The sequence below is a fragment of the Pseudomonas sp. B1-22 genome (assembly GCF_050474425.1).
Lineage (GTDB): Bacteria > Pseudomonadota > Gammaproteobacteria > Pseudomonadales > Pseudomonadaceae > Pseudomonas.
This window is the reverse complement of record NZ_JBCHVH010000002.1, coordinates 569,496-590,767: the sequence shown is the minus strand read 5'-3', so window position 1 is coordinate 590,767 and position 21,272 is coordinate 569,496. Positions and strand designations below refer to the sequence as shown.

General features: G+C 64.6%; 21 protein-coding genes. 16 read left to right on the top strand and 5 right to left on the bottom strand.

Annotated features, from left to right (window positions below):
• Positions 1-18: 18 nt before the first annotated feature.
• The 7 genes from accA to ispD all read left to right on the top strand — a co-directional run bounded on the left by accA (position 19) and on the right by ispD (position 7,439).
• A complete protein-coding gene (accA, locus tag ACQ5BL_RS09595; RefSeq protein WP_207885429.1) occupies positions 19-969 on the top strand; it encodes an acetyl-CoA carboxylase carboxyl transferase subunit alpha in 951 nt (316 codons plus the stop codon).
• A 69-nt stretch (positions 970-1,038) separates the two neighbouring features.
• Positions 1,039-2,367, top strand: coding sequence for a tRNA lysidine(34) synthetase TilS (tilS, locus tag ACQ5BL_RS09590; RefSeq protein WP_243808757.1), 1,329 nt, complete (start codon positions 1,039-1,041; stop codon positions 2,365-2,367).
• 170 nt (positions 2,368-2,537) lie between these two features.
• Positions 2,538-4,166, top strand: coding sequence for a CTP synthase (locus ACQ5BL_RS09585; RefSeq protein ID WP_207885427.1), 1,629 nt, complete (start codon positions 2,538-2,540; stop codon positions 4,164-4,166).
• A 2-nt stretch (positions 4,167-4,168) separates the two neighbouring features.
• Positions 4,169-5,014 carry a 3-deoxy-8-phosphooctulonate synthase gene (gene kdsA, locus ACQ5BL_RS09580; RefSeq protein ID WP_243808758.1) on the top strand — a complete coding sequence of 282 codons (846 nt, stop codon included), beginning with the start codon at positions 4,169-4,171 and terminating at the stop codon, positions 5,012-5,014.
• Positions 5,015-5,108: 94 nt separating this feature from the next.
• Entirely contained in the window at positions 5,109-6,398 is a 1,290-nt protein-coding gene (gene eno, locus ACQ5BL_RS09575; RefSeq protein ID WP_243808759.1) for a phosphopyruvate hydratase, read from the top strand.
• Positions 6,399-6,459: 61 nt separating this feature from the next.
• A complete protein-coding gene (gene ftsB / locus ACQ5BL_RS09570) occupies positions 6,460-6,744 on the top strand; it encodes a cell division protein FtsB (RefSeq protein WP_017521200.1) in 285 nt (94 codons plus the stop codon).
• Positions 6,741-7,439, top strand: coding sequence for a 2-C-methyl-D-erythritol 4-phosphate cytidylyltransferase (gene ispD / locus ACQ5BL_RS09565; protein WP_207885424.1), 699 nt, complete (start codon positions 6,741-6,743; stop codon positions 7,437-7,439). Before ftsB ends, ispD begins: the two co-directional genes overlap by 4 nt.
• A 171-nt stretch (positions 7,440-7,610) precedes the next feature.
• Here ispD and yedF read toward each other — a convergent pair whose 3' ends face one another.
• The 3 genes from yedF to ACQ5BL_RS09550 all read right to left on the bottom strand — a co-directional run bounded on the left by yedF (position 7,611) and on the right by ACQ5BL_RS09550 (position 10,013).
• On the bottom strand, positions 7,611-7,859 hold the full coding sequence (yedF, locus tag ACQ5BL_RS09560; protein ID WP_081517905.1) for a sulfurtransferase-like selenium metabolism protein YedF: 249 nt from the start codon (positions 7,857-7,859) through the stop codon (positions 7,611-7,613).
• Positions 7,825-9,051, bottom strand: coding sequence for a selenium metabolism membrane protein YedE/FdhT (yedE, locus tag ACQ5BL_RS09555; protein ID WP_243808760.1), 1,227 nt, complete (start codon positions 9,049-9,051; stop codon positions 7,825-7,827). The genes yedF and yedE overlap by 35 nt, the downstream gene beginning before the upstream one ends.
• A gap of 68 nt (positions 9,052-9,119) precedes the next feature.
• Positions 9,120-10,013, bottom strand: a complete 894-nt coding sequence (locus ACQ5BL_RS09550; RefSeq protein WP_243808761.1) for a LysR substrate-binding domain-containing protein — start codon at positions 10,011-10,013, stop codon at positions 9,120-9,122.
• Positions 10,014-10,230: 217 nt separating this feature from the next.
• On the opposite strand from ACQ5BL_RS09550, the gene ACQ5BL_RS09545 reads away from it, so the two are divergent.
• From ACQ5BL_RS09545 to rpoS, 8 genes are all read left to right on the top strand, one after another.
• Positions 10,231-11,343 (top strand): S-(hydroxymethyl)glutathione dehydrogenase/class III alcohol dehydrogenase, encoded by a 1,113-nt coding sequence (locus ACQ5BL_RS09545; RefSeq protein ID WP_243808762.1) that lies wholly within the window; start codon positions 10,231-10,233, stop codon positions 11,341-11,343.
• 48 nt (positions 11,344-11,391) lie between these two features.
• On the top strand, positions 11,392-12,243 hold the full coding sequence (gene fghA / locus ACQ5BL_RS09540) for an S-formylglutathione hydrolase (protein ID WP_243808763.1): 852 nt from the start codon (positions 11,392-11,394) through the stop codon (positions 12,241-12,243).
• A gap of 59 nt (positions 12,244-12,302) precedes the next feature.
• Positions 12,303-12,776 carry a 2-C-methyl-D-erythritol 2,4-cyclodiphosphate synthase gene (ispF, locus tag ACQ5BL_RS09535; protein ID WP_243808764.1) on the top strand — a complete coding sequence of 158 codons (474 nt, stop codon included), beginning with the start codon at positions 12,303-12,305 and terminating at the stop codon, positions 12,774-12,776.
• The gene (truD, locus tag ACQ5BL_RS09530) at positions 12,773-13,831 is read left to right on the top strand and encodes a tRNA pseudouridine(13) synthase TruD (RefSeq protein WP_243808765.1); all 1,059 of its coding nucleotides are present in this window, start codon (positions 12,773-12,775) and stop codon (positions 13,829-13,831) included. The genes ispF and truD overlap by 4 nt, the downstream gene beginning before the upstream one ends.
• The gene (gene surE, locus ACQ5BL_RS09525; RefSeq protein ID WP_207885416.1) at positions 13,819-14,577 is read left to right on the top strand and encodes a 5'/3'-nucleotidase SurE; all 759 of its coding nucleotides are present in this window, start codon (positions 13,819-13,821) and stop codon (positions 14,575-14,577) included. Before truD ends, surE begins: the two co-directional genes overlap by 13 nt.
• A gap of 25 nt (positions 14,578-14,602) precedes the next feature.
• Entirely contained in the window at positions 14,603-15,238 is a 636-nt protein-coding gene (locus tag ACQ5BL_RS09520) for a protein-L-isoaspartate(D-aspartate) O-methyltransferase (protein ID WP_207885415.1), read from the top strand.
• Between the two features lie 107 nt (positions 15,239-15,345).
• Positions 15,346-16,164, top strand: coding sequence for a peptidoglycan DD-metalloendopeptidase family protein (locus tag ACQ5BL_RS09515; RefSeq protein WP_430293135.1), 819 nt, complete (start codon positions 15,346-15,348; stop codon positions 16,162-16,164).
• A 95-nt stretch (positions 16,165-16,259) separates the two neighbouring features.
• A complete protein-coding gene (rpoS, locus tag ACQ5BL_RS09510) occupies positions 16,260-17,264 on the top strand; it encodes an RNA polymerase sigma factor RpoS (protein WP_207885492.1) in 1,005 nt (334 codons plus the stop codon).
• Positions 17,265-17,710: 446 nt separating this feature from the next.
• Here the strand turns inward: rpoS and fdxA are convergent, their stop codons facing one another.
• Both fdxA and mutS read right to left on the bottom strand, forming a co-directional pair.
• Complete coding sequence (gene fdxA, locus ACQ5BL_RS09505; RefSeq protein ID WP_207885413.1) at positions 17,711-18,034, bottom strand: ferredoxin FdxA; 324 nt, start codon at positions 18,032-18,034, stop codon at positions 17,711-17,713.
• A 66-nt stretch (positions 18,035-18,100) separates the two neighbouring features.
• Complete coding sequence (gene mutS, locus ACQ5BL_RS09500; RefSeq protein WP_243808766.1) at positions 18,101-20,674, bottom strand: DNA mismatch repair protein MutS; 2,574 nt, start codon at positions 20,672-20,674, stop codon at positions 18,101-18,103.
• Positions 20,675-20,756: 82 nt separating this feature from the next.
• Between mutS and ACQ5BL_RS09495 the strand changes: the two genes are divergently transcribed.
• Positions 20,757-21,269, top strand: coding sequence for a CinA family protein (locus ACQ5BL_RS09495; protein WP_243808767.1), 513 nt, complete (start codon positions 20,757-20,759; stop codon positions 21,267-21,269).
• The last annotated feature ends 3 nt before the right edge of the window (positions 21,270-21,272 follow it).

Below are 21,272 nucleotides of genomic sequence, written 5' to 3'. Positions count from 1 at the left end.
CATCACGACGGATAGCCCATGAACCCGAATTTTCTCGATTTCGAACAGCCCATTGCCGACCTGCACGCCAAGATCGAAGAGCTGCGCCTGGTCGGTAACGACAACGCCCTGAACATCACCGACGAAATCTCCCGTCTGCAGGAGAAGAGCAAGGCGCTGACCGAGAACATCTTCGGCAACCTGACCAGCTGGCAGATCGCCCAGCTCGCTCGCCATCCGCGTCGCCCCTACACCCTCGACTACATCGAGCACATCTTCGGCGAGTTCGAAGAGCTGCACGGCGACCGTCACTTCGCCGACGATGCCGCTATCGTCGGCGGCGTTGCCCGCCTGGACGAGCAGCCGGTGATGATCATCGGTCACCAGAAGGGCCGCGAAGTGCGCGAGAAAGTGCGCCGCAACTTCGGCATGCCGCGTCCGGAAGGCTACCGCAAGGCCTGCCGCCTGATGGAAATGGCCGAACGCTTCAAGATGCCGATCCTGACCTTCATCGACACCCCCGGCGCCTACCCGGGCATTGACGCCGAAGAGCGCGGCCAGAGCGAAGCGATCGCCTGGAACCTGCGTGTCATGGCGCGCCTGAAGACTCCGATCATCGCCACTGTGATCGGCGAAGGCGGCTCCGGCGGCGCACTGGCCATCGGTGTGTGCGACCAGCTGAACATGCTGCAGTACTCCACCTACGCGGTGATTTCGCCCGAAGGTTGCGCCTCGATCCTCTGGCGCACCGCCGAGAAGGCGCCCGATGCTGCCGAGGCCATGGGTATCACCGCCAGCCGCCTGAAGGACCTGGGTATCGTCGACAACATCATCCCCGAGCCGCTGGGCAGCGCCCACCGCGATCCGGCGGCGATGTCCGAGTCGATCCGCAAGGCCCTGACCGGCCAGCTGGATACCCTCAAGCAACTGAGCACCGAAGAGCTGCTGGCGCGCCGCTACGAGCGCCTGATGAGCTACGGCATCGCCTGATCGACGTCTTCGGCGCAGCGTGGATGACGAGGTATCCTTGCCTCGTCATCCGTCCCGCCTTCCTGCGCCATGTCCCTTGACTCCTTGTCCCTGGAAAACCGACTTCTAGCCGCACTCGCACCCTGGCGTTGTGCGCCTGCGTGGCGTGTGGCGCTGTCCGGCGGGCTGGATTCCACCGTTCTCCTGCATCTGCTGGCGCAACTCGCCCGTCGCGAGGCGTTGCCGCCGATTTCCGCTGTTCATGTTCATCACGGCCTGCAGGTTGTCGCCGACGCGTGGCCGGAACACTGCCAACGTTTTTGCGACGCGCTTGGCCTGCCGTTGCGGATCGAACGCGTGCAGGTGGGGGCGGGCGCCAGTCTCGAACGTGCTGCCCGGGACGCTCGCTACGCTGCATTCACATCGTTGCTGGGAGAAGGCGAGTGCCTGCTGACCGGGCAACACCGCGGCGACCAGGCGGAGACCGTTCTGTTCCGCCTGTTCCGTGGCGCTGGCGTGCGCGGTCTGGCGGGAATGTCCGCCTGCCGTCCGCTGGGCGCCGGTCTTCTGCTGCGCCCGCTGCTGGGTATCTCCCGCGACGAGCTGGAACACTATGCCCGCCGGCACGGCCTGGGCTGGGTAGAAGATCCTTCCAATACCAGTGACGACTACGACCGCAACTACCTGCGCAACCGGGTGCTTCCGGTCGTCGCCCGGCGCTGGCCGGCGGCAGGTGAATCCATTGCCCGCAGTGCCGAGCATCTGGCGGCGGCCGACGAACTGTTGGCGGAGTTGGCGCAGATCGATCTGACGGCGGCGGACCAGCAGACGCATTACCGGGAAATGCCATTGCCGTCCCTGGCCATCGGGCCGCTGGTCTCCCTGAGCGAGTCACGCCAGCGCAATGCCCTGCGCTACTGGCTCGCGCCCCTGGCGCGCCTGCCCGACAGCGCGCACTGGGCCGGCTGGCAGGACCTGCGCGATGCGCGCGCGGATGCCGAACCGGTCTGGCGCCTCGCCGACGGAGAACTGCGCCGCGCCAATGGCCGGCTCTGGTGGTTGGCGAATACCTGGCTCACGTTCGCGCCACAGGCGCAGCTCTGGACGGATGCCTCCCAGGCGCTGGTGCTGCCCGGAAATGGCTCGTTGCACTTCGAGGGCGATCCTTCACGCGGACCGCTGGAAGTCCGTTACCGCCAGGGTGGGGAGGTCATGGTATTGCCCGGCCGCGGCCGCCGCGATCTCAAGCGCCTGCTCAACGAAGCGGGTATTCCGGTGTTCCTCCGTGGTCGGCTGCCGCTGCTCTGGCGAGCCGACGAGCTGCTGGGTGTGGCGCTGCTTCCGGAGCTGCGCGTGGAGCCGGGGCAGGCCTGGACCCTGCGTTGGGAACCTCCGACGAATGACTCGGGTTTGAGCTGATAGCCGCTTTCCGGTAGACTACGCTCCCGTCTTATATCGCTCCTGCCGATTCCCCTGGAATCAGCGGGAGTTCGCTATTGATCACGACGAAGTCGTGAGCCGGACTCCGGTCCGACACCTTCGCTTCCCCGGCGGCCGAGCCGCCTAAACGCTGACATTCAGGGCTTTTCATGACGCGCTACATCTTCGTCACGGGTGGTGTTGTTTCTTCATTGGGGAAAGGCATCGCCTCGGCTTCCTTGGCTGCCATTCTGGAAGCGCGTGGCTTGAAGATCACGATGCTCAAGCTGGACCCCTACATCAACGTCGATCCGGGCACCATGAGCCCGTTCCAGCACGGTGAGGTGTTCGTCACCCACGACGGTGCCGAGACCGACCTCGACCTGGGCCACTACGAGCGTTTCGTTCGCACTACGATGACCCAGAACAACAACTTCACCACCGGCCGCGTCTACATGGACGTGCTCCGCAAGGAGCGCCGCGGTGATTATCTGGGCGCCACCGTGCAGGTGATCCCGCACATCACCGACGAGATCAAGCGTCGCATCATCAAGGGCGCTGGCGATGCCGACGTGGCCCTGGTTGAAGTCGGCGGCACCGTCGGTGACATCGAGTCGCAACCCTTCCTCGAGGCCATCCGCCAGCTGCGCGTGGAGATCGGCTCGCGCCGTGCCATGCTGATGCACCTGACTCTGGTCCCGTACATCGCCACCGCCGGCGAGACCAAGACCAAGCCGACCCAGCACTCGGTCAAGGAGCTGCGCTCCATCGGCCTGCAGCCGGACATCCTGGTCTGCCGCTCCGACCATCCGGTGGACGTGTCCTCCCGCCGCAAGATCGCCCTCTTCACCAACGTGGAAGAGCGCGCGGTCATCTCGCTGGAAGACGTCGACACCATCTACCGCATTCCGTCCGTACTGCACGCCCAGGGCGTCGATGACCTGGTCGTCGAGCGCTTCGGCCTGGAGTGCGGCCCGGCCGATCTGTCCGAGTGGGACCGCGTGGTCGACGCCAAGCTCAACCCCGAGCGTGAAGTCACCATCGCCATGGTCGGCAAGTACATGGAACTGCTCGACGCCTACAAGTCGCTGATCGAAGCCATGACCCACGCCGGCATCCAGAGCCGCACCAAGGTCAACCTGCGCTACATCGACTCCGAGGACATCGAGCAGCAGGGCACCAGCCTGCTCGAAGGCGCTGACGCCATCCTGGTTCCGGGCGGCTTCGGCCTGCGCGGCGTGGAAGGCAAGATCACCGCCGTGCAGTACGCCCGCGAAAACAAGGTTCCTTACCTGGGCATCTGCCTGGGCATGCAGGTGGCTGTCATCGAATACGCCCGCAACGTGCTGGGCTGGACCGATGCCAACTCCACCGAGTTCGACAAGTCCAGCGGCCACCCGGTCGTCGGCCTGATCACCGAATGGCAGGACGCCACCGGCGCCACCGAAGTGCGCACCGAGGCTTCCGACCTGGGCGGCACCATGCGCCTGGGCGCCCAGGAGTGCCTGCTGTCCGCCGGCACCCTGGTGCATGACTGCTACGGCAAGGACGTGATCGTCGAGCGTCACCGCCACCGCTATGAAGTGAACAACAACCTGCGTCCGCAACTGGAAGCCGCCGGCCTGAAGATTTCCGGCCGCTCCGGCGACGGCGCGCTGGTGGAAGTCGTGGAAGCTCCGGACCATCCGTGGTTCGTGGCCTGCCAGTTCCACCCGGAATTCACTTCCACCCCGCGTGATGGCCACCCGCTGTTCAGCGGCTTCGTCAACGCCGCCCTGAAGCAAGCCGGGAAGGCCTGAGCATGACCCAGAAGATCATCCGCGTCGGTGATATCCAGATCGGCAACGACCTGCCGTTCGTGCTGTTCGGCGGCATGAACGTGCTGGAGTCGCGCGATATGGCGATGCAGGTCTGCGAAGAGTACGTGAAGGTGACCGAGAAGCTCGGCATCCCCTACGTGTTCAAGGCCAGCTTCGACAAGGCCAACCGTTCCTCGATCACTTCGTTCCGTGGTCCGGGCATGGAAGAGGGGCTGAAGATCTTCGAAGAGATCAAGAAGACCTTCAAGGTGCCGGTCATCACCGACGTGCACGAGCCTTATCAGGCCGCTCCGGTGGCTGAGGTCTGCGACATCATCCAGCTGCCGGCCTTCCTGTCCCGGCAGACCGACCTGGTCGTGGCCATGGCCAAGACCAACGCGGTGATCAACATCAAGAAAGCCCAGTTCCTCGCGCCGCAGGAGATGAAGCACATCCTGCGCAAGTGCGAGGAGGCGGGTAACGACCAGCTGATCCTCTGCGAGCGTGGCTCCTCCTTCGGGTACAACAACCTGGTGGTGGACATGCTCGGCTTCGGCATCATGAAGCAGTTCGAGTACCCGGTGTTCTTCGACGTGACCCATGCCCTGCAGATGCCGGGTGGTCGCGCCGATTCCGCCGGCGGCCGCCGTGCCCAGGTCACCGACCTGGCCAAGGCCGGCATGAGCCAGGGCCTGGCCGGCCTGTTCCTGGAGGCCCATCCGGAGCCCGAGCAGGCGAAATGCGACGGACCGTGCGCCCTGCGCTTGAACAAGCTCGAGCCTTTCCTGTCCCAGCTCAAGCAGCTGGACGACCTGGTCAAGAGTTTCCCCACCATCGAGACTGCCTGAGAATCCGCTCGATACTGCCTTGAGCGGAATCGAGCAGGTTCTGAACGTCTCACCAGCCGCCCCGTTTATCTCTATCTTCGGAGTGTTATCAAGAATGGCAAAGATCGTCGACATCAAGGGCCGTGAGGTCCTGGACTCCCGCGGCAACCCGACTGTTGAAGCGGACGTGATCCTGGACAACGGCATCGTCGGCAGCGCCTGCGCCCCGTCCGGTGCTTCCACCGGTTCCCGTGAGGCTCTCGAACTGCGCGATGGCGACAAGAGCCGTTACCTGGGCAAGGGCGTGCTGAAGGCCGTGGCCAACATCAACGGCCCGATCCGCGACCTGCTGCTGGGCAAGGACGCGGCTGACCAGAAAGGTCTGGACCGCGCGATGATCGAGCTCGACGGTACCGAGAACAAAGGCAAGCTGGGCGCCAACGCCATCCTGGCCGTGTCCCTGGCTGCCGCCAAGGCTGCTGCCCAGGCCAAGGGCGTGCCGCTGTACGTGCACATCGCCGACCTGAACGGCACCCCGGGCCAGTACTCCATGCCGGTCCCGATGATGAACATCATCAACGGCGGCGAGCACGCCGATAACAACGTCGACATCCAGGAGTTCATGGTCCAGCCGGTTGGCGCCAAGAACTTCGCCGACGCGCTGCGCATGGGCGCCGAGATCTTCCACCACCTCAAGGCTGTGCTGAAGGCCCGTGGCCTGAACACCGCCGTGGGTGACGAAGGTGGCTTCGCGCCGAACCTGGCTTCCAACGAAGACGCCCTGGCCGCCATCGCCGAAGCCGTCGCCAACGCCGGCTACAAGCTGGGCGAAGACGTCACCCTGGCCCTGGACTGCGCCTCCTCCGAGTTCTTCAAGGACGGCCAGTACGACCTGGAAGGCGAAGGCAAGGTGTTCAGCGCCGAAGGTTTCGCCGACTACCTGGCCGGCCTGACCCAGCGCTACCCGATCATCTCCATCGAAGACGGCATGGACGAGTCCGACTGGGCTGGCTGGAAGGTCCTGACCGACAAGATCGGCGAGAAGGTGCAGCTGGTCGGTGACGACCTGTTCGTGACCAACACCAAGATCTTGAAGCGCGGCATCGAAGAGAAGATCGGCAACTCGATCCTGATCAAGTTCAACCAGATCGGCTCGCTGACCGAGACCCTGGAAGCCATCCAGATGGCCAAGGCCGCCGGCTTCACCGCGGTGATCTCGCACCGTTCGGGCGAAACCGAGGACAGCACCATCGCTGACCTGGCCGTCGGCACTGCCGCTGGTCAGATCAAGACCGGCTCCCTGTGCCGCTCCGACCGCGTTTCCAAGTACAACCAGCTGCTGCGCATCGAAGAGCAACTGGGCGCCAAGGCGCCGTACCGTGGTCGCGCGGAATTCCGCGGCTGATCTGAGTCTGGTACGGTGAAGGGGTGGCAGGAGCCACCCCTTTGCATATGGAGCTGATGGTTTGAGGTTACGTAGCCCTTACTGGCTGTTCGTCGTGCTGATCCTGGCGCTGGCCGGCCTGCAGTATCGCCTGTGGGTAGGCGATGGCAGCCTGGCGCAGGTGCGCGACCTGCAGAAGCAGATCGCCGACCAGCAGGGCGAGAACGAGCGCCTGCTCGAGCGTAACCGCATCCTCGAGGCGGAAGTCGCCGAGCTCAAGAAAGGCACCGAGACCGTCGAGGAGCGTGCGCGCCACGAACTCGGCATGGTCAAGGACAAGGAAACCCTCTACCAGCTCGCGCAATGACCACTCCCGCCTTCTGGGCCGTCATCCCGGCCGCCGGCATCGGTTCGCGAATGCGCGCCGACCGCCCCAAGCAATACCTCGACCTCGCCGGTCGCAGCATTCTCGAACGCACCCTTGACTGTTTCCTCGGCCATCCGCGGCTGAAGGGCCTGGTGGTGTGTCTGGCCGCCGACGATCCCTGGTGGCCGACGCTGCCGAGCGCTTCCAATGAGCTGATCCAGCGTGCCGAAGGGGGCCGCGAGCGCGCCGATTCCGTGCTCAACGGCCTGCTGCGTCTGACCGAACTGGGCGCCGGCATCGATGACTGGGTGCTGGTGCACGACGCTGCCCGGCCCAATCTGGCGCGCGCCGATCTGGATCGCCTGCTGGACGAGTTGGAATTCGACGCCGTGGGGGGACTGCTCGGCGTGCCCGCGCGGGACACGCTCAAGCGCGTCGGCGCCGATGGCCGTGTGCTGGAAACCATCGACCGCAGCGTGGTCTGGCAGGCCTACACCCCGCAGATGTTCCGCCTCGGCGCGCTGCATCGCGCGCTGGCCGATGCACTGGTGGCCGATGCGGCCATCACCGACGAGGCTTCTGCCATGGAATGGGCGGGCTACAAGCCGCGCATGGTGGAAGGGCGTGTGGACAATATCAAGGTTACCACCCCGGAAGACCTGCAGCGCCTGCAGCGCAATTTCGCCAAGCACTAAAGCCTTCGGAATCTCCCTGTAGGAGCGCGCCATGCGCGCGATTGCGGGCACGGCCCGCTCCTGCAGGGTGAGTCTGATGTTCGAGGCTGCGTAGGAGCGGACTTTGTCCGCGATTGACTCGCATCGCGCCGGAGACCATCGCGGACAAAGTCCGCTCCTACGAAAATCCCATCAGCCCAGCAGCGGCACCTCGATCAGAAAGCGGAACAACGCACCATGCTGTTCCACCGCCAGGCAATGATAGCCATGGCGCTTCGTGTCTTCCGGAATACCATGCACCGACTGCGAACAATCGGTGATCACCTCCAACAGATCTCCCGGCTTGAGCGTTTCCAGGGTCTCCAGGGTGGCGATGGCGTTGTACGGGCAGTGTTCGCCGCGCAGATCAAGCGACAGCGTTGGCGTCTTGGTGTCGGGCATTGGTGGTTTTCCGTTTGCGAGTGAAGCGTTGCGCGTTGAGCTGCACCAGCAGCATGCACAGGGCCAGGCCGGCGAAGGTGATCAGCAGGCCGCCGCCGGGACCGAACTCCTGCAGCAGGTTGAGTTTCGGATAGGGCAGGGCGAGGCTGGTTCCGAGCTGGTCCCAGTACACCGCGACCAGGGTGCCGCCGATCACGTTGCCGATGCCGACCACCCAGAAGTGCACCTGGCCTTCCATCGAGCGGTACATCCAGCCGGTCTCGCAACCGCCGGCCAGCACGATGCCGATACCGAACAGTACGCCGCCGATCACGGCGTTCGGGCCCATCCAGAAGATCTTCGGCGGCAGGCCGTTGTGGATCGCCGCGAAGGTGCCGACACAGGCGGCCGCCATGCCCAGCAGGATACCCAGCGCGGCCTGGGTCCGGCCGGTGGTCCAGAGATCGCGGGCGGCGCTGGTGAAGCAGATCTGCGCGCGCTCGATCAGGCCGCCGAACAGCAGGCCGAACAGGCAGGCCATGCCCAGCACCAGCGAGACTTCGAAACGCCAGGCGGCGAACAGCGCGGCAATCGCCAGCACACCCATGCCCAGGCGCCATTGCAACCTGGCGCGGCGTGCCAGGGCCTCGGCGCTCGGCAGGGCCGCCGCCTTGCCGCCGACCTTCAACGGAATACGCAGGAAGGGCAGCAGGCTGATCTTCACCCCGAACCAGGCACCGATCACGGTGGAGAACATGAAGGCCCAGGCGTGTACCGAGAACATCGGGATGCCGGTGAAGAAGGCCGCCAGGTTGCAGCCCATGGCCAGGCGCGCGCCGAAGCCGGCGATCACCCCGCCGATCAGACCCTGCAGCAGGCGACGCTTGCTGGTCGGCCAGCGCAGGCTGACGTTGCCGGCCCAGAGCGCACAGACCAACGCGCCAAGGAACATGCCGATGATCATCACGCCATTGATGCGATCCAGCGGCGTGCCCTGCAGGCCGATGATCTTGAAGTAGCTCCACTCCTGCGGCTGCTGGCCGAACCAGGACAGCACGTGGCCGCCCCAGCGGGTGAACTCGCCGGTGACCGCCCAGAAGGTGCCGGTCATGGCGAAGTAGTAGGCCGAAATGACGCCCAGGGCGACCAGGGTCGGAAGGGGGGACCAGAAGCGCAGCAGATAGCGCTCGCGGAAGGAAGATAGGGCTGACATCGCGTCGTCCTTGAAGCATTGGGTGGGAAACCGCGCATTTTAGCCAACACGATTTCCCGGTGCATGCTTCAGGGCAACGGAGACGGCTGAAGGTGCTGCAGGCCTTCCTTGAGGTGATCCACCAGTTGTCGCACCTTGGGCGACAGGTGCCGCTGCTGTGGATAAAGTGCCCAGACCCCAGTGTTCGGCGGCTGGTGGGCCTCCAGCAGGGACACCAGGCGCCCGCTGCGCAGATGTTCCAGCACGTAATAGTCCGGCAGCTGGCACAGACCGAACCCGCGCAGCACGGCATCGAGCACCGCCTGGCCGCTGTTGCAGCGCCAGTTGCCCTGCACCCGGTGCTGGGTTTCGCGGCCGTCTTCCAGGAAGCTCCACTGGTCGCTGCTGCCCACCAGGCAATTGTGCTGCGCCAGCTCCGCCAGGCTTTGCGGCGAGCCGTGGCGCGCCAGGTATTCCGGGGTGGCGCAGAGGTACATCACCCGTGGCGCCAGGCGCGTCGCCACCAGCCGCGAGTCGCTCAGGCGGCCGAGGCGAATCGCCAGGTCGAAGCCTTCATGGAGCAGGTCGAGCTGGCGGTTGGAGAGTTCGATCTCCACCCGCAACTGAGGGAAGTGCGCCATGAACTCATTCACCAGCGGCACCACGAAGCGCTCACCGTAGGCTACCGCGCAGGTCATGCGCAGCAGGCCCTTGGGTTCGGCGGACAGATCGCTGACCGCGCGCAGCGCTTCCTCACGGGCATCCTGCAGGCGCCGGCAATGCTGCAGGAAGGTCTGCCCGGCCTCGCTCAGCGTCACCTTGCGGGTGTTGCGATAGAGCAGGCGGGTCTGCAGGCGCTCTTCCAGCCGCGCCACCTGGCGGCTGACATGGGACGACGACACGCCCAGGCGCTCGGCGGCGGCGGTGAATTGGCCGGTTTCGGCGACGGCGACGAATTCGTCCAGTCCTTCCCAGCGGTGCATCTGGATTGTCCCTGTATGGCAATAATGTTTTGATTATTGCCTGATTATTCCCTGAAACGGGGTTTTCTACACTTCGAAGGCTTTAGGGTGCACTTTCTGCGAGCCGCCCTGAGCATTCCCCGACGTGGCCCGGTCCCGTCCCGGTTTCCCGGCGCAGAGCGCCGAACCCGTCCGCCCAGGCGGGCGTTGTCGTTTTCCTTCGTTCAGGAGTTTCCAGATGATCAAGTCCCGTGCCGCCGTCGCCTTCGCTCCCAACCAGCCGTTGGAAATCGTCGAAGTCGATGTGGCGCCGCCGCAGAAAGGCGAAGTGCTGGTACGCATCGTCGCCACCGGTGTCTGCCATACCGATGCCTACACCCTGTCCGGCCAGGATTCCGAGGGCGTGTTCCCCTGCATCCTCGGCCACGAAGGCGGTGGCATCGTCGAGGCGGTGGGCGAGGGCGTGACCTCGCTGAAAGTGGGCGACCACGTGATCCCGCTGTACACCGCCGAATGCCGTGAGTGCAAATTCTGCAAATCCGGCAAGACCAACCTCTGCCAGGCCGTGCGTGCCACCCAGGGCAAGGGCCTGATGCCTGACGGCACCAGTCGCTTCTCCTACAAGGGCGAGCCGATCTTCCACTACATGGGCTGCTCGACCTTCTCCGAGTACACCGTGCTGCCGGAAATCTCCCTGGCCAAGATCCCCGAAGAGGCACCGCTGGAGAAGGTCTGCCTGCTCGGCTGCGGCGTGACCACTGGCATCGGCGCGGTGCTGAACACCGCCAAGGTGGAAGAGGGCGCCACCGTTGCCATCTTCGGCCTGGGCGGCATCGGCCTGGCGGCGATCATCGGCGCGAAGATGGCCAAGGCCTCGCGCATCATTGCCATCGACATCAACCCGTCCAAGTTCGATATCGCCAAGGAACTGGGCGCCACCGACTTCGTCAATCCGAAGGACCACCAGAAGCCGATCCAGGACGTCATCGTCGAAATGACCGACGGTGGTGTGGACTATTCCTTCGAGTGCGTCGGCAATGTGCAACTGATGCGCGCGGCGCTGGAGTGCTGCCACAAGGGCTGGGGCGAATCCACCATCATCGGCGTCGCCGGTGCCGGCCAGGAAATCAGCACCCGTCCGTTCCAGCTGGTCACCGGCCGCGTCTGGCGCGGTTCCGCCTTCGGTGGCGTAAAAGGCCGCACCGAGCTGCCGAGCTACGTGGAGAAGGCGCAGAAGGGCGAAATCCCGCTGGATACCTTCATCACCCACACCATGGGCCTGGAGAAGATCAACGAGGCTTTCGACCTGATGCACGAAGGCAAGAGCATCCGTTCCGTCATCCATTACTGATCGAAGTGCCGGGCGCGCGAGCGCCCGGCTTCACAGGAGGAGGTTTCCATGGCGGATTCCATCGAACTCATCAGCAGCCAGAAGAGTTTTGGCGGCTGGCACCAGCGCTATCGCCACCGTTCCGAAACCCTCGGCTGCGACATGGTCTTCGCGGTCTACCTGCCGCCCCAGGCCGAGCCCGAGGCGGGCCTGCCGGTGCTGTACTGGTTGTCCGGCCTGACCTGCACCGACGAGAACTTCATGCAGAAGGCCGGCGCCCAGCGCATGGCGGCCGAACTGGGCTTGGTGATAGTCGCGCCGGATACCAGTCCGCGCGGCCCCGAGGTGCCGGGCGACCCGGATGGCGCCTGGGATTTCGGTCTCGGCGCCGGCTTCTACGTCAACGCGAATCAGGAGCCCTGGTCGCGCCATTACCGCATGCACGACTATGTGGTGCAGGAGCTGCCGGCGCTGATCGAGGCGAACTTCCCGGTCTCCCAGCGGCGCGGCATCACCGGCCACTCCATGGGCGGCCACGGCGCGCTGGTCTGTGCGCTGCGCAATCCGGGGCGCTACCTGTCGCTGTCGGCGTTCGCGCCCATCACCCACCCGAGCGATTGCCCCTGGGGGCAGAAGGCGCTGGGACGTTTCCTCGGCGAGGACCCGGCTGCGTGGCGCGAGTGGGACGCGGTGGAGTTGCTGGCCAATGCCAGCGAGCGCCTGCCGATCCTCGTGGATCAGGGCGACCGCGATGACTTCCTGGCCGTCCAGCTCAAGCCCGAAGCCCTGCGCGAAGCGGCAGCAGCTACCGGTCACCCGCTGGAGCTGCGCCTGCAGCCGGGCTATGACCATAGCTACTACTTCATTGCGAGCTTCATCGAGGATCACCTGCGCCACCATGCTGCGGCGCTCTGTGGCTGACCCCCTTGGGGCAGTGATCCGGTAGAATCAACGCCCTGACTTCAACAGGGCGTTTTTTCATGCGTATCGGACATGGCTACGACGTGCACCGCTTCGGCGAGGGCGACTTCATCACCCTCGGCGGCGTGCGCATTCCCCACAAGTTCGGGCTGATCGCCCATTCCGACGGCGACGTGCTGCTGCATGCCCTTTCCGATGCGCTGCTGGGCGCCTGTGCGCTGGGCGATATCGGCAAGCATTTCCCCGACACCGACCCGCAATTCAAGGGCGCCGACAGCCGCGCGCTGCTGCGCCACGTGCTGGGGCTGGTCGAGGCCAAGGGCTGGAAAGTGGAAAACGTCGACACCACCATCATCGCCCAGGCACCGAAGATGGCGCCGCATATCCAGACCATGCGCGAGACCATCGCCGCCGACCTGAAGGTCGGGCTCGACCAGGTCAACGTCAAGGCCACCACCACCGAGAAACTCGGCTTCACCGGCCGCGAAGAGGGCATCGCGGTACACGCTGTCGCCCTGCTGAGCCGCGCATGACCGAGCTGGATCTGCTGGGGCCGCGCGCCCACGGAGAGCCTTGCGGGCGCGGCGTGTTGAAGGCCGTGGCTGAGGACTTCCAGGTCGACGAAGTGCTGGACATTCCGCTGGCGGGTGACGGCGAACACCTGTGGCTGTGGGTGGAAAAGCGCGGCCTGAACACCGAAGAGGCGGCGCGCCGCCTGGCCCGTGCCGCCGGCGTGCCGGTGAAGATGATCAGCTACGCCGGCCTCAAGGACCGCCAGGCACTGACCCGCCAGTGGTTCAGCCTGCACCTGCCGGGCAAGGCCGACCCGGACCTGTCCGCCGCCGAAGACGACAGCCTGCGCATCCTCGAACGCAACCGCCATCGCCGTAAACTGCAGCGCGGCGCGCATTCCGCCAATGGCTTCACCCTGCGCCTGACCGAGCTGCAGGCGGACCGCGAGCAATTGGATGCGCGGCTGAAGGCCGTCGCGGCGATGGGCGTGCCCAACTACTTCGGCACGCAGCGCTTCGGCCATGACGGTGGCAACGTCTTCGACGCGCGGGCCTTCGCCGAGCGCGGCAAATTGCCGGATCACCGCAATATCCGCTCGCGCCTGCTCTCGGCCGCACGCAGTTACCTGTTCAACCAGGTGCTGGCGCGGCGCGTGGCACAAGGAAGCTGGAACCAGGCCCAGGTCGGCGATCTGCTGGCGTTCACCGACAGTCGCAGCTTCTTCCCGGCGGGCGAGGCGGAATGCACCGATCCGCGCCTCGCCGCGCTGGACCTGCATCCCACCGGGCCGATGTGGGGCGAGGGCGATTCTCCGGCCTGCGGTGCGCCCGGCGACATCGAGCGCAGCGTGCAGCAGGCGGAGATGGCGCTTTGCCAGTGGCTTGCCGGTGCGGACCTGGCGCACGAACGGCGCATTCTGCGCCTCCCCATCCCGGGCCTGGCATGGCATTATCCCGCCCCTGACATTCTGCAACTGGAATTCGTCCTGCCGGCTGGCTGCTTCGCCACCGCGGTCGTGCGCGAGCTGATCGAACTCGTGCCGGCAGGGCAGACGGAAAACCCATGCGCATATTGATTGCCAACGACGACGGGGTGACTGCACCCGGTATCGCCGCGCTTTACGACGCGCTGTCCGATCATGCGGACTGCGTCGTGATCGCCCCGGAAGCCGACCGTAGCGGAGCGAGCAGCTCGCTGACGCTGGACCGGCCGCTGCATCCCCATCGACTGGGCAATGGCTTCATCAGCCTCAACGGCACTCCGACCGACTGCGTGCACCTGGGCCTCAACGGCCTGCTGGACGAGCTGCCGGACATGGTCGTGTCGGGTATCAACCTGGGCGCCAACCTGGGGGACGACGTGCTCTATTCGGGCACCGTGGCAGCTGCCCTGGAAGGGCGTTTCCTGTCCCGCCCGGCGTTCGCCTTTTCGCTGTGCTCGCGCCTGACGGACAACCTGCCTGCCGCGATGCACTTCGCCCGCCTGCTGGTGGAGTCCCACGAAAAGCTCGATCTGCCGCCGCGCACCGTGCTCAACGTGAACATCCCCAACCTGCCGTTGGAGCGCATCAAAGGCATCCAGATGACCCGCCTGGGCCATCGCGCCCGCGCCGCCGCGCCGGTGAAGGTGGTCAATCCGCGCGGCAAGGAAGGCTACTGGATCGCCGCCGCCGGCGATGCCGAGGATGGCGGGGAGGGCACTGATTTCCATGCGGTGATGCAGGGCTACGTATCCATCACCCCGCTGCAGATGGACCGGACCTTCCGCGAGGCGTTCAATATCCTTGGCGATTGGATCGGAGGGCTCGACCATGGCCAATGAAATGTCTCGCCGCGGCGGGATTGGGATGACCTCCCAGCGCACCCGCGAGCGGCTGATCCAGCGCTTGTACGAGGAAGGCCTGTCCAACGCCCATGTGCTCGAAGTGATTCGCCGCACGCCGCGTCATCTGTTCGTCGACGAGGCGCTGTCGCATCGCGCCTACGAGGACACGGCACTGCCCATCGGGCATAACCAGACCATCTCGCAGCCCTTCATGGTGGCGCGGATGACCGAGCTGTTGCTGGCTGCCGGCCCCCTCGACAAGGTGCTGGAGATCGGCACTGGCTCCGGTTACCAGACTGCCGTGCTGTCGCAGCTGGTCGAACGGGTGTTCTCGGTCGAGCGCATCCAGGCGCTGCAGGATCGTGCCAAAGAGCGACTTGCGGAGCTAAACCTGCGAAATGTTGTCTTTCGTTGGGGCGATGGCTGGGAAGGCTGGTCGGCGCTGGCGCCTTACAACGGCATCATCGTTACCGCGGCGGCGGCAGAAGTTCCGCAAGCCCTGCTGGACCAGCTGGCCCCTGGCGGGCGCCTAGTGATTCCGGTAGGGGCCGGCGAGGTTCAGCAGCTGCTGCTGATCGTCCGCACCGAAGAGGGTTTCCAGCGCCAGGTGCTGGACTCCGTGCGTTTCGTTCCGCTGCTCAACGGCCCGCTGGGCTGAAACGCGCGCAGCGACAGCGGATACAATACTGGCCGACAGGCTGGACGTAATTTCATGGATAAGGGGGATGGGTGAGCTTGACAGCGACCCTGCGACAACGGAACTGGATCAAGGGCCTGGGCCACGCTGTGCTGGCCATTGCCGTTTGCTCTCTGCTGGCGGCCTGTTCTACCTCATCTCGCAGCGGCACCACCGTGGTCGACGGCGGCGCGTCCGCGCGCAAACCGGCGGTGACCAGCGGCCAGTACGTGGTACGTCGCGGCGACACCCTGTACTCCATTGCCTTCCGCTATGGCTGGGACTGGAAAGCCCTGGCCGCACGCAACAAGATCGACGCGCCTTACACCATCCGGCCCGGACAAACGATTCGTTTCGATGGCGGCCCGTCTGCGACACAACCGTCTGTCGCCAAAACTACCGCGCCTGTCGCCCCGGTGGTTGTCAATAAACCGGCTTCCGATACGTCCAGTGCCAGTAAACCGACTTCTTCCGCTACAGCGCCCTCGTCGCAGGCCAGCGCCAGCAGCCCAACTCCGGCACCCTCGGGCGGTGGTGTAAGTGGCTGGATATGGCCAACCAATGGCACGCTGATTGGGCGTTTTGCATCAAACGGCAGTTTGAATAAAGGGATTGATATAGCCGGGCAATTGGGCCAGCCTGTCTTGGCTGCGTCTAATGGCACGGTGGTGTACGCCGGTAGTGGTTTGCGGGGCTACGGCGAACTCGTGATCATCAAGCACAGCGATACCTACGTAAGCGCCTACGGTCACAACCGCAGGTTGCTGGTGCGGGAAGGGCAACAGGTCAAAGTCGGGCAGAACATTGCCGAGATGGGCTCCACAGGGACTGACCGGGTGAAGCTGCACTTTGAGATTCGCCGCCAGGGTAAACCTGTCGATCCTCTGCAATACCTGCCAAATCGTTGACGTTTGCTGTTCCCCTGCGTGGGTGAGCGGGCCTCGGTGTCCTAAGGATAAGGACGCACCGGGGCTTGTTGTCGAACTCAGCAAGGGATAACGACATGGCACTCAAAAAAGAAGGGCCGGAGTTTGACGTCGATGATGAAGTGCTCCTTCTCGAGCCCGGCATCATCTTTGAAGAGTCGCTTGCCGAAGAGCAGGTATCGCTTCAAGTCACTCCCAAAGCCTCTCCACTCTCCTCTCTCAAGCAACACAAGCACATCGACTACACCCGGGCGCTCGATGCGACCCAGCTGTATCTGAATGAAATCGGCTTTTCGCCGCTGCTGACCCCGGAAGAAGAAGTCCACTTCGCGCGTCTTGCGCAGAGGGGCGATCCGGCCGGCCGGCGGAGGATGATCGAGAGTAACCTGCGTCTGGTGGTGAAGATCGCGCGGCGCTACGTCAATCGTGGCCTCTCGCTGCTCGATCTGATCGAAGAGGGCAACCTCGGGCTGATCCGGGCGGTGGAAAAGTTCGATCCGGAGCGTGGCTTCCGCTTCTCCACCTATGCGACCTGGTGGATTCGACAGACCATCGAACGGGCCATCATGAACCAGACCCGCACCATTCGCCTGCCGATCCATGTGGTCAAGGAACTCAACGTCTACCTGCGGGCGGCTCGCGAGCTGACCCAGAAGCTGGACCACGAGCCTTCTCCCGAGGAAATCGCCAACCTGCTCGAGAAGCCGGTGGACGAGGTCAAGCGCATGCTCGGTCTCAACGAGCGGGTGACCTCCGTGGACGTCTCGCTCGGCCCGGATTCCGACAAGACGCTGCTCGACACGCTCACGGACGATCGGCCCACCGATCCCTGCGAGTTGCTGCAGGATGACGATCTGAGCGAGAGCATCGACCTGTGGTTGTCGGAGCTGACCGATAAGCAGCGGGAAGTGGTGATTCGCCGCTTCGGCCTGCGCGGGCATGAAAGCAGCACCCTGGAAGAGGTTGGGCAGGAAATCGGCCTGACCCGCGAGCGGGTTCGCCAGATCCAGGTCGAGGCCCTCAAGCGTCTGCGTGAGATCCTCGAGAAGAACGGTCTCTCCAGCGATGCCCTGTTCCAGTAACGCCTCGATCCGATAACCAAGGTCGACCACGAAAAAGCCCGGAGAATTCCGGGCTTTTTTATGCGTCGTGATGTAAGCATCCGCTTACAAGACGTGTGAGCATTCAGCTTGAAATACTGCTCGCCAGGGCTTCTTAATTTTTTATCTTATTATTTTATAAGGATTTTATTGTTCTTTGTCAGCGTGAGCGGCGGGCTCTTGGGGCAAACTGCCCCGGTTGCTGCGCTGCGGGAGCCGAGTAATATCACTCCTGCGTACACGGAAAGGCGCACCCGGTAAGGATACCGGTCAGGACATCGCAGGATGCGATTCATCAGGATGATGAAGAAAGGAAGAAAGAGTGGGCGGGTTATCCCGCCCCTTTTTTTTGCCCGCAGAAAAGTGCTGCAGCTGAAAGCAAAAGGCCCGCGCGAGGCGGGCCTTCATGTTTCTGCAGATTGCTGAGATCAACGCTCCAGGTGTTGCAGCTTGTTCGGCTTGCCATCCCACTCTTCGGCGTCCGGCAGCGAATCCTTCTTCTCGGTGATGTTCGGCCAGACGTCGGCCAGATCCTTGTTCAGCTCGATGAATTCCTGCATGCCATCCGGGACCTCGTCCTCGGAGAAGATCGCCTGGGCCGGGCACTCCGGTTCACACAGGGCGCAGTCGATGCACTCGTCCGGGTGAATGACCAGGAAGTTCGGGCCTTCGTAGAAGCAGTCGACCGGGCAGACTTCCACGCAGTCGGTGTATTTGCACTTGATGCAGTTGTCGGTGACGACGAAGGTCATTTTCTAATTCTCTCCTCAGGCGGGCGGCAAAGCGCGCGCGATTCTAGCAGCTTGTTTCACGGTCCGTCAGACTCGCATCTTCCATGCATATAACAAATCGAGAGCTTGGCGCGGTGTCAGGTCGTCGGGACTGATGCGCATCAGCTCGTCGACAACCGGGTGCGGCAGGCTGGCGAACAGGTCGCTCTGCAGCGGCGTCGGGCTTTTCGGGTCATTCGAGCGCGGGGCTTCGTGGGGCAGGCTGGTGGTTTCCAGACGAGCCAGGTGTTCGCGGGCGCGCTGAATTACCGCACCCGGAACCCCGGCCAGTTGCGCAACTGCCAGGCCGTAACTCTGGCTGGCCGGGCCGGGCAGTACGTGGTGCAGGAAGACGATGCGCTCGTTGTGCTCGGTGGCGTTGAGGTGCACGTTGGCCACCGCCGGTTCGCTTTCCGGCAGTACGGTCAGCTCGAAATAGTGGGTCGCGAACAGGGTGAAGGCGCGCAGCCTGGCCAGATGCTCGGCGGCGGACCAGGCAAGCGACAGGCCATCGAAGGTGCTGGTGCCACGGCCCACTTCGTCCATCAGCACCAGGCTGCGGTCAGTGGCGTTGTGCAGGATGTTCGCGGTTTCGCTCATCTCCACCATGAAGGTGGAGCGGCCGCCAGCGAGGTCGTCGGAAGAGCCGATACGAGTGAAGATGCGGTCCACCAGCGACAGCTCGCAGCGCGCCGCGGGAACGAAGCTGCCGATGTGCGCCAGCAGCACGATCAGCGCCGTTTGCCGCATATAGGTCGATTTACCGCCCATGTTCGGGCCGGTAATCACCAGCATGCGGGTGTCCTGGTCGAGGTTCAGGTCGTTGGCGACGAACGGCGTGTCCAGAACCTGCTCGACCACCGGGTGGCGGCCCTGCTCGATCAGGATGCCCGACTCCTCGACGAAGCGCGGGCGGTTCAGATCGAGGTTCAACGCGCGTTCGGCAAGGTTCGACAGCACATCCAGTTCGGCCAGAGCAGCGGCGGTGTCCTGCAGCGGCGCCAACTGGGCGATCAGCAGTTCCAGCAGTTCTTCGTAAAGCTGTTTCTCACGGGCCAGGGCGCGGCTCTGGGCCGACAGCGCCTTGTCTTCGAAGGCCTTCAGCTCCGGAGTGATGAAGCGCTCGGCGCCTTTCAGGGTCTGCCGACGGATATAGTCTGCAGGCGCCTGCTCGGCCTGGACGCGGGGCAGTTCGATGTAGTAGCCGTGGATACGGTTGTAGCCGACCTTCAGGTTCGGCAGGCCGGTGCGGGCCTTTTCCCGGGTTTCCAGGTCCATCAGGTACTGGCCGGCGTTCTCGCTGAGCATCTGTAGCTCATCCAGCTCGGCGTCGTAGCCACGGGCAATCACACCACCATCGCGGATCACCGCCGGCGGATTCTCGATCACGGCGCGGGCCAGAAGGTCAGCCAGTTCCGGGTAGGTGCGGATATTGACCGCCAGTTGACCCAGGTGCGGGGCTTCCAGTTCGGTCATGCCGTTCTGCAGCTCGGGCAGGGCGGCCAGGGCATCGCGCAGGCGGGCGAGGTCGCGGGGGCGGGCGTTACGCAGGCCGATACGGGCCAGGATGCGCTCGACGTCGCCAATTTCCTTCAGCTGCGGCTGGAGGATCTCGAAGCGATAGCGCTCCAGCAGGCAGGCGATGGACTCCTGACGCGCTTCGAGCACGGCGCGGTCGCGCAGCGGGCGGTTCAGCCAGCGGGTCAGCAGGCGGCTGCCCATGGCGGTCTGGCAGCGGTCGACCACCGATTGCAGGGTGTTGTCGCGGCCACCGGCGAGATTGGTGTCCAGCTCCAGGTTGCGGCGGCTGGCGCCGTCGAGGATCACCGTATCGTCGATGCGCTCATGGCGCAGGCTGCGCAGGTGCGGCAGGGCGGTGCGCTGGGTTTCCTTGGCGTAGGCCAGCAGGCAGCCGGCGGCGCCGATGGCTAGGGTCAGTTCCTGGCAGCCGAAGCCCTTGAGGTCCTGCACGCCGAATTGCTGGCACAGGCTCTTTTTCGCCGAGTCGCGATCGAAGTCCCAGGGCGCGCGGCGGTGCGCGCCACGGCGTTTCTCCGCCGGCAGGCCCTGGGGCCAGTCGTCGGGGATCAGCAGCTCGGCGGGGTTCATCCGCTCCAGTTCGGCCAGCAGGGTTTCCCAGCCTTTGATTTCCTGGACGTTGAAGCGGCCGCTGGTGATGTCCAGCACGGCCAGGCCGAACAGCCGTTCATCGCCCAGCACGGCGGCGATCAGGTTGTCGCGGCGCTCGTCCAGCAGCGCTTCGTCGCTGACGGTGCCGGGAGTCAGGATGCGCACCACCTGGCGCTCCACCGGGCCCTTGCTGGTGGCCGGGTCGCCGATCTGCTCGCAGATCACCACCGATTCGCCCAGCTTCACCAGCTTGGCCAGGTAGCCTTCGGCGGAGTGGAAGGGGATGCCGGCCATGGGAATGGAATTGCCGGCGGACTGGCCGCGCGCGGTCAGGGTGATGTCGAGCAGCTTGGCGGCCTTCTTGGCGTCCTCATAGAACAGTTCGTAGAAGTCGCCCATGCGGTAGAACATCAACTGATCCGGATGCTGGTTCTTCAGCTTCCAGTACTGCTGCATCATCGGTGTGTGGGCGGAGAGGTCGCTCTGACTCATGGCTTCTGGCTGTCCGGCTTCAACATGCAAAAGCGCCTAGTGTACGGTATCCGCCTGACCTTCTTTAACCCCGGAGCGCACCGTGCCCGTCACCGATTCTTCGATCACTGAACTCTCCGCCCGACTGGGTGAGCGGCTGGCCGCCAGCAAGCTGCGCGTCACCACCGCCGAATCCTGCACCGGCGGCGGGATCGCCGAGGCGATCACGCGCATTCCCGGCAGCTCGGCCTGGTTCGAGGCTGGTTACGTCACCTACTCCAATGCGCAGAAAACCCGCCAGCTGGACGTGCCGGCCGAGCTGTTCCCCAAGGTCGGCGCCGTCAGTCGCGAGGTGGTCGAAGCCATGGTTGCCGGAGCCTTGCCGCGCAGCGGTGCGGATATCGCCGTGGCGGTCAGCGGAGTTGCCGGTCCGGATGGCGGTTCTGCCGAGAAGCCTGTAGGCACCGTCTGGCTGGCCTGGCGGAAAGGCGAACAAGTGTTCAGCGAACGCCGTTTGTATGCCGGCGATCGGGAGGCTGTGCGCCGGCAGACCGTGGCGACCGCTCTGGCCGGGCTGTTGCGACTGGCGGACGGGGAAAATCCGCTCCAGGGGTAGGCG

Bases quoted from the DNA above. Each gene is read 5' to 3' on its own strand.
- accA (WP_207885429.1), top strand. From the start codon at position 19: ATGAACCCGAATTTTCTCGATTTCGAACAGCCCATTGCCGACCTGCAC.
- tilS (WP_243808757.1), top strand. From the start codon at position 1,039: ATGTCCCTTGACTCCTTGTCCCTGGAAAACCGACTTCTAGCCGCACTC.
- ACQ5BL_RS09585 (WP_207885427.1), top strand. From the start codon at position 2,538: ATGACGCGCTACATCTTCGTCACGGGTGGTGTTGTTTCTTCATTGGGG.
- kdsA (WP_243808758.1), top strand. From the start codon at position 4,169: ATGACCCAGAAGATCATCCGCGTCGGTGATATCCAGATCGGCAACGAC.
- eno (WP_243808759.1), top strand. From the start codon at position 5,109: ATGGCAAAGATCGTCGACATCAAGGGCCGTGAGGTCCTGGACTCCCGC.
- ispD (WP_207885424.1), top strand. From the start codon at position 6,741: ATGACCACTCCCGCCTTCTGGGCCGTCATCCCGGCCGCCGGCATCGGT.
- yedF (WP_081517905.1), bottom strand. From the start codon at position 7,859: ATGCCCGACACCAAGACGCCAACGCTGTCGCTTGATCTGCGCGGCGAA.
- yedE (WP_243808760.1), bottom strand. From the start codon at position 9,051: ATGTCAGCCCTATCTTCCTTCCGCGAGCGCTATCTGCTGCGCTTCTGG.
- ACQ5BL_RS09550 (WP_243808761.1), bottom strand. From the start codon at position 10,013: ATGCACCGCTGGGAAGGACTGGACGAATTCGTCGCCGTCGCCGAAACC.
- ACQ5BL_RS09545 (WP_243808762.1), top strand. From the start codon at position 10,231: ATGATCAAGTCCCGTGCCGCCGTCGCCTTCGCTCCCAACCAGCCGTTG.
- fghA (WP_243808763.1), top strand. From the start codon at position 11,392: ATGGCGGATTCCATCGAACTCATCAGCAGCCAGAAGAGTTTTGGCGGC.
- ispF (WP_243808764.1), top strand. From the start codon at position 12,303: ATGCGTATCGGACATGGCTACGACGTGCACCGCTTCGGCGAGGGCGAC.
- truD (WP_243808765.1), top strand. From the start codon at position 12,773: ATGACCGAGCTGGATCTGCTGGGGCCGCGCGCCCACGGAGAGCCTTGC.
- surE (WP_207885416.1), top strand. From the start codon at position 13,819: ATGCGCATATTGATTGCCAACGACGACGGGGTGACTGCACCCGGTATC.
- ACQ5BL_RS09520 (WP_207885415.1), top strand. From the start codon at position 14,603: ATGACCTCCCAGCGCACCCGCGAGCGGCTGATCCAGCGCTTGTACGAG.
- rpoS (WP_207885492.1), top strand. From the start codon at position 16,260: ATGGCACTCAAAAAAGAAGGGCCGGAGTTTGACGTCGATGATGAAGTG.
- fdxA (WP_207885413.1), bottom strand. From the start codon at position 18,034: ATGACCTTCGTCGTCACCGACAACTGCATCAAGTGCAAATACACCGAC.
- mutS (WP_243808766.1), bottom strand. From the start codon at position 20,674: ATGAGTCAGAGCGACCTCTCCGCCCACACACCGATGATGCAGCAGTAC.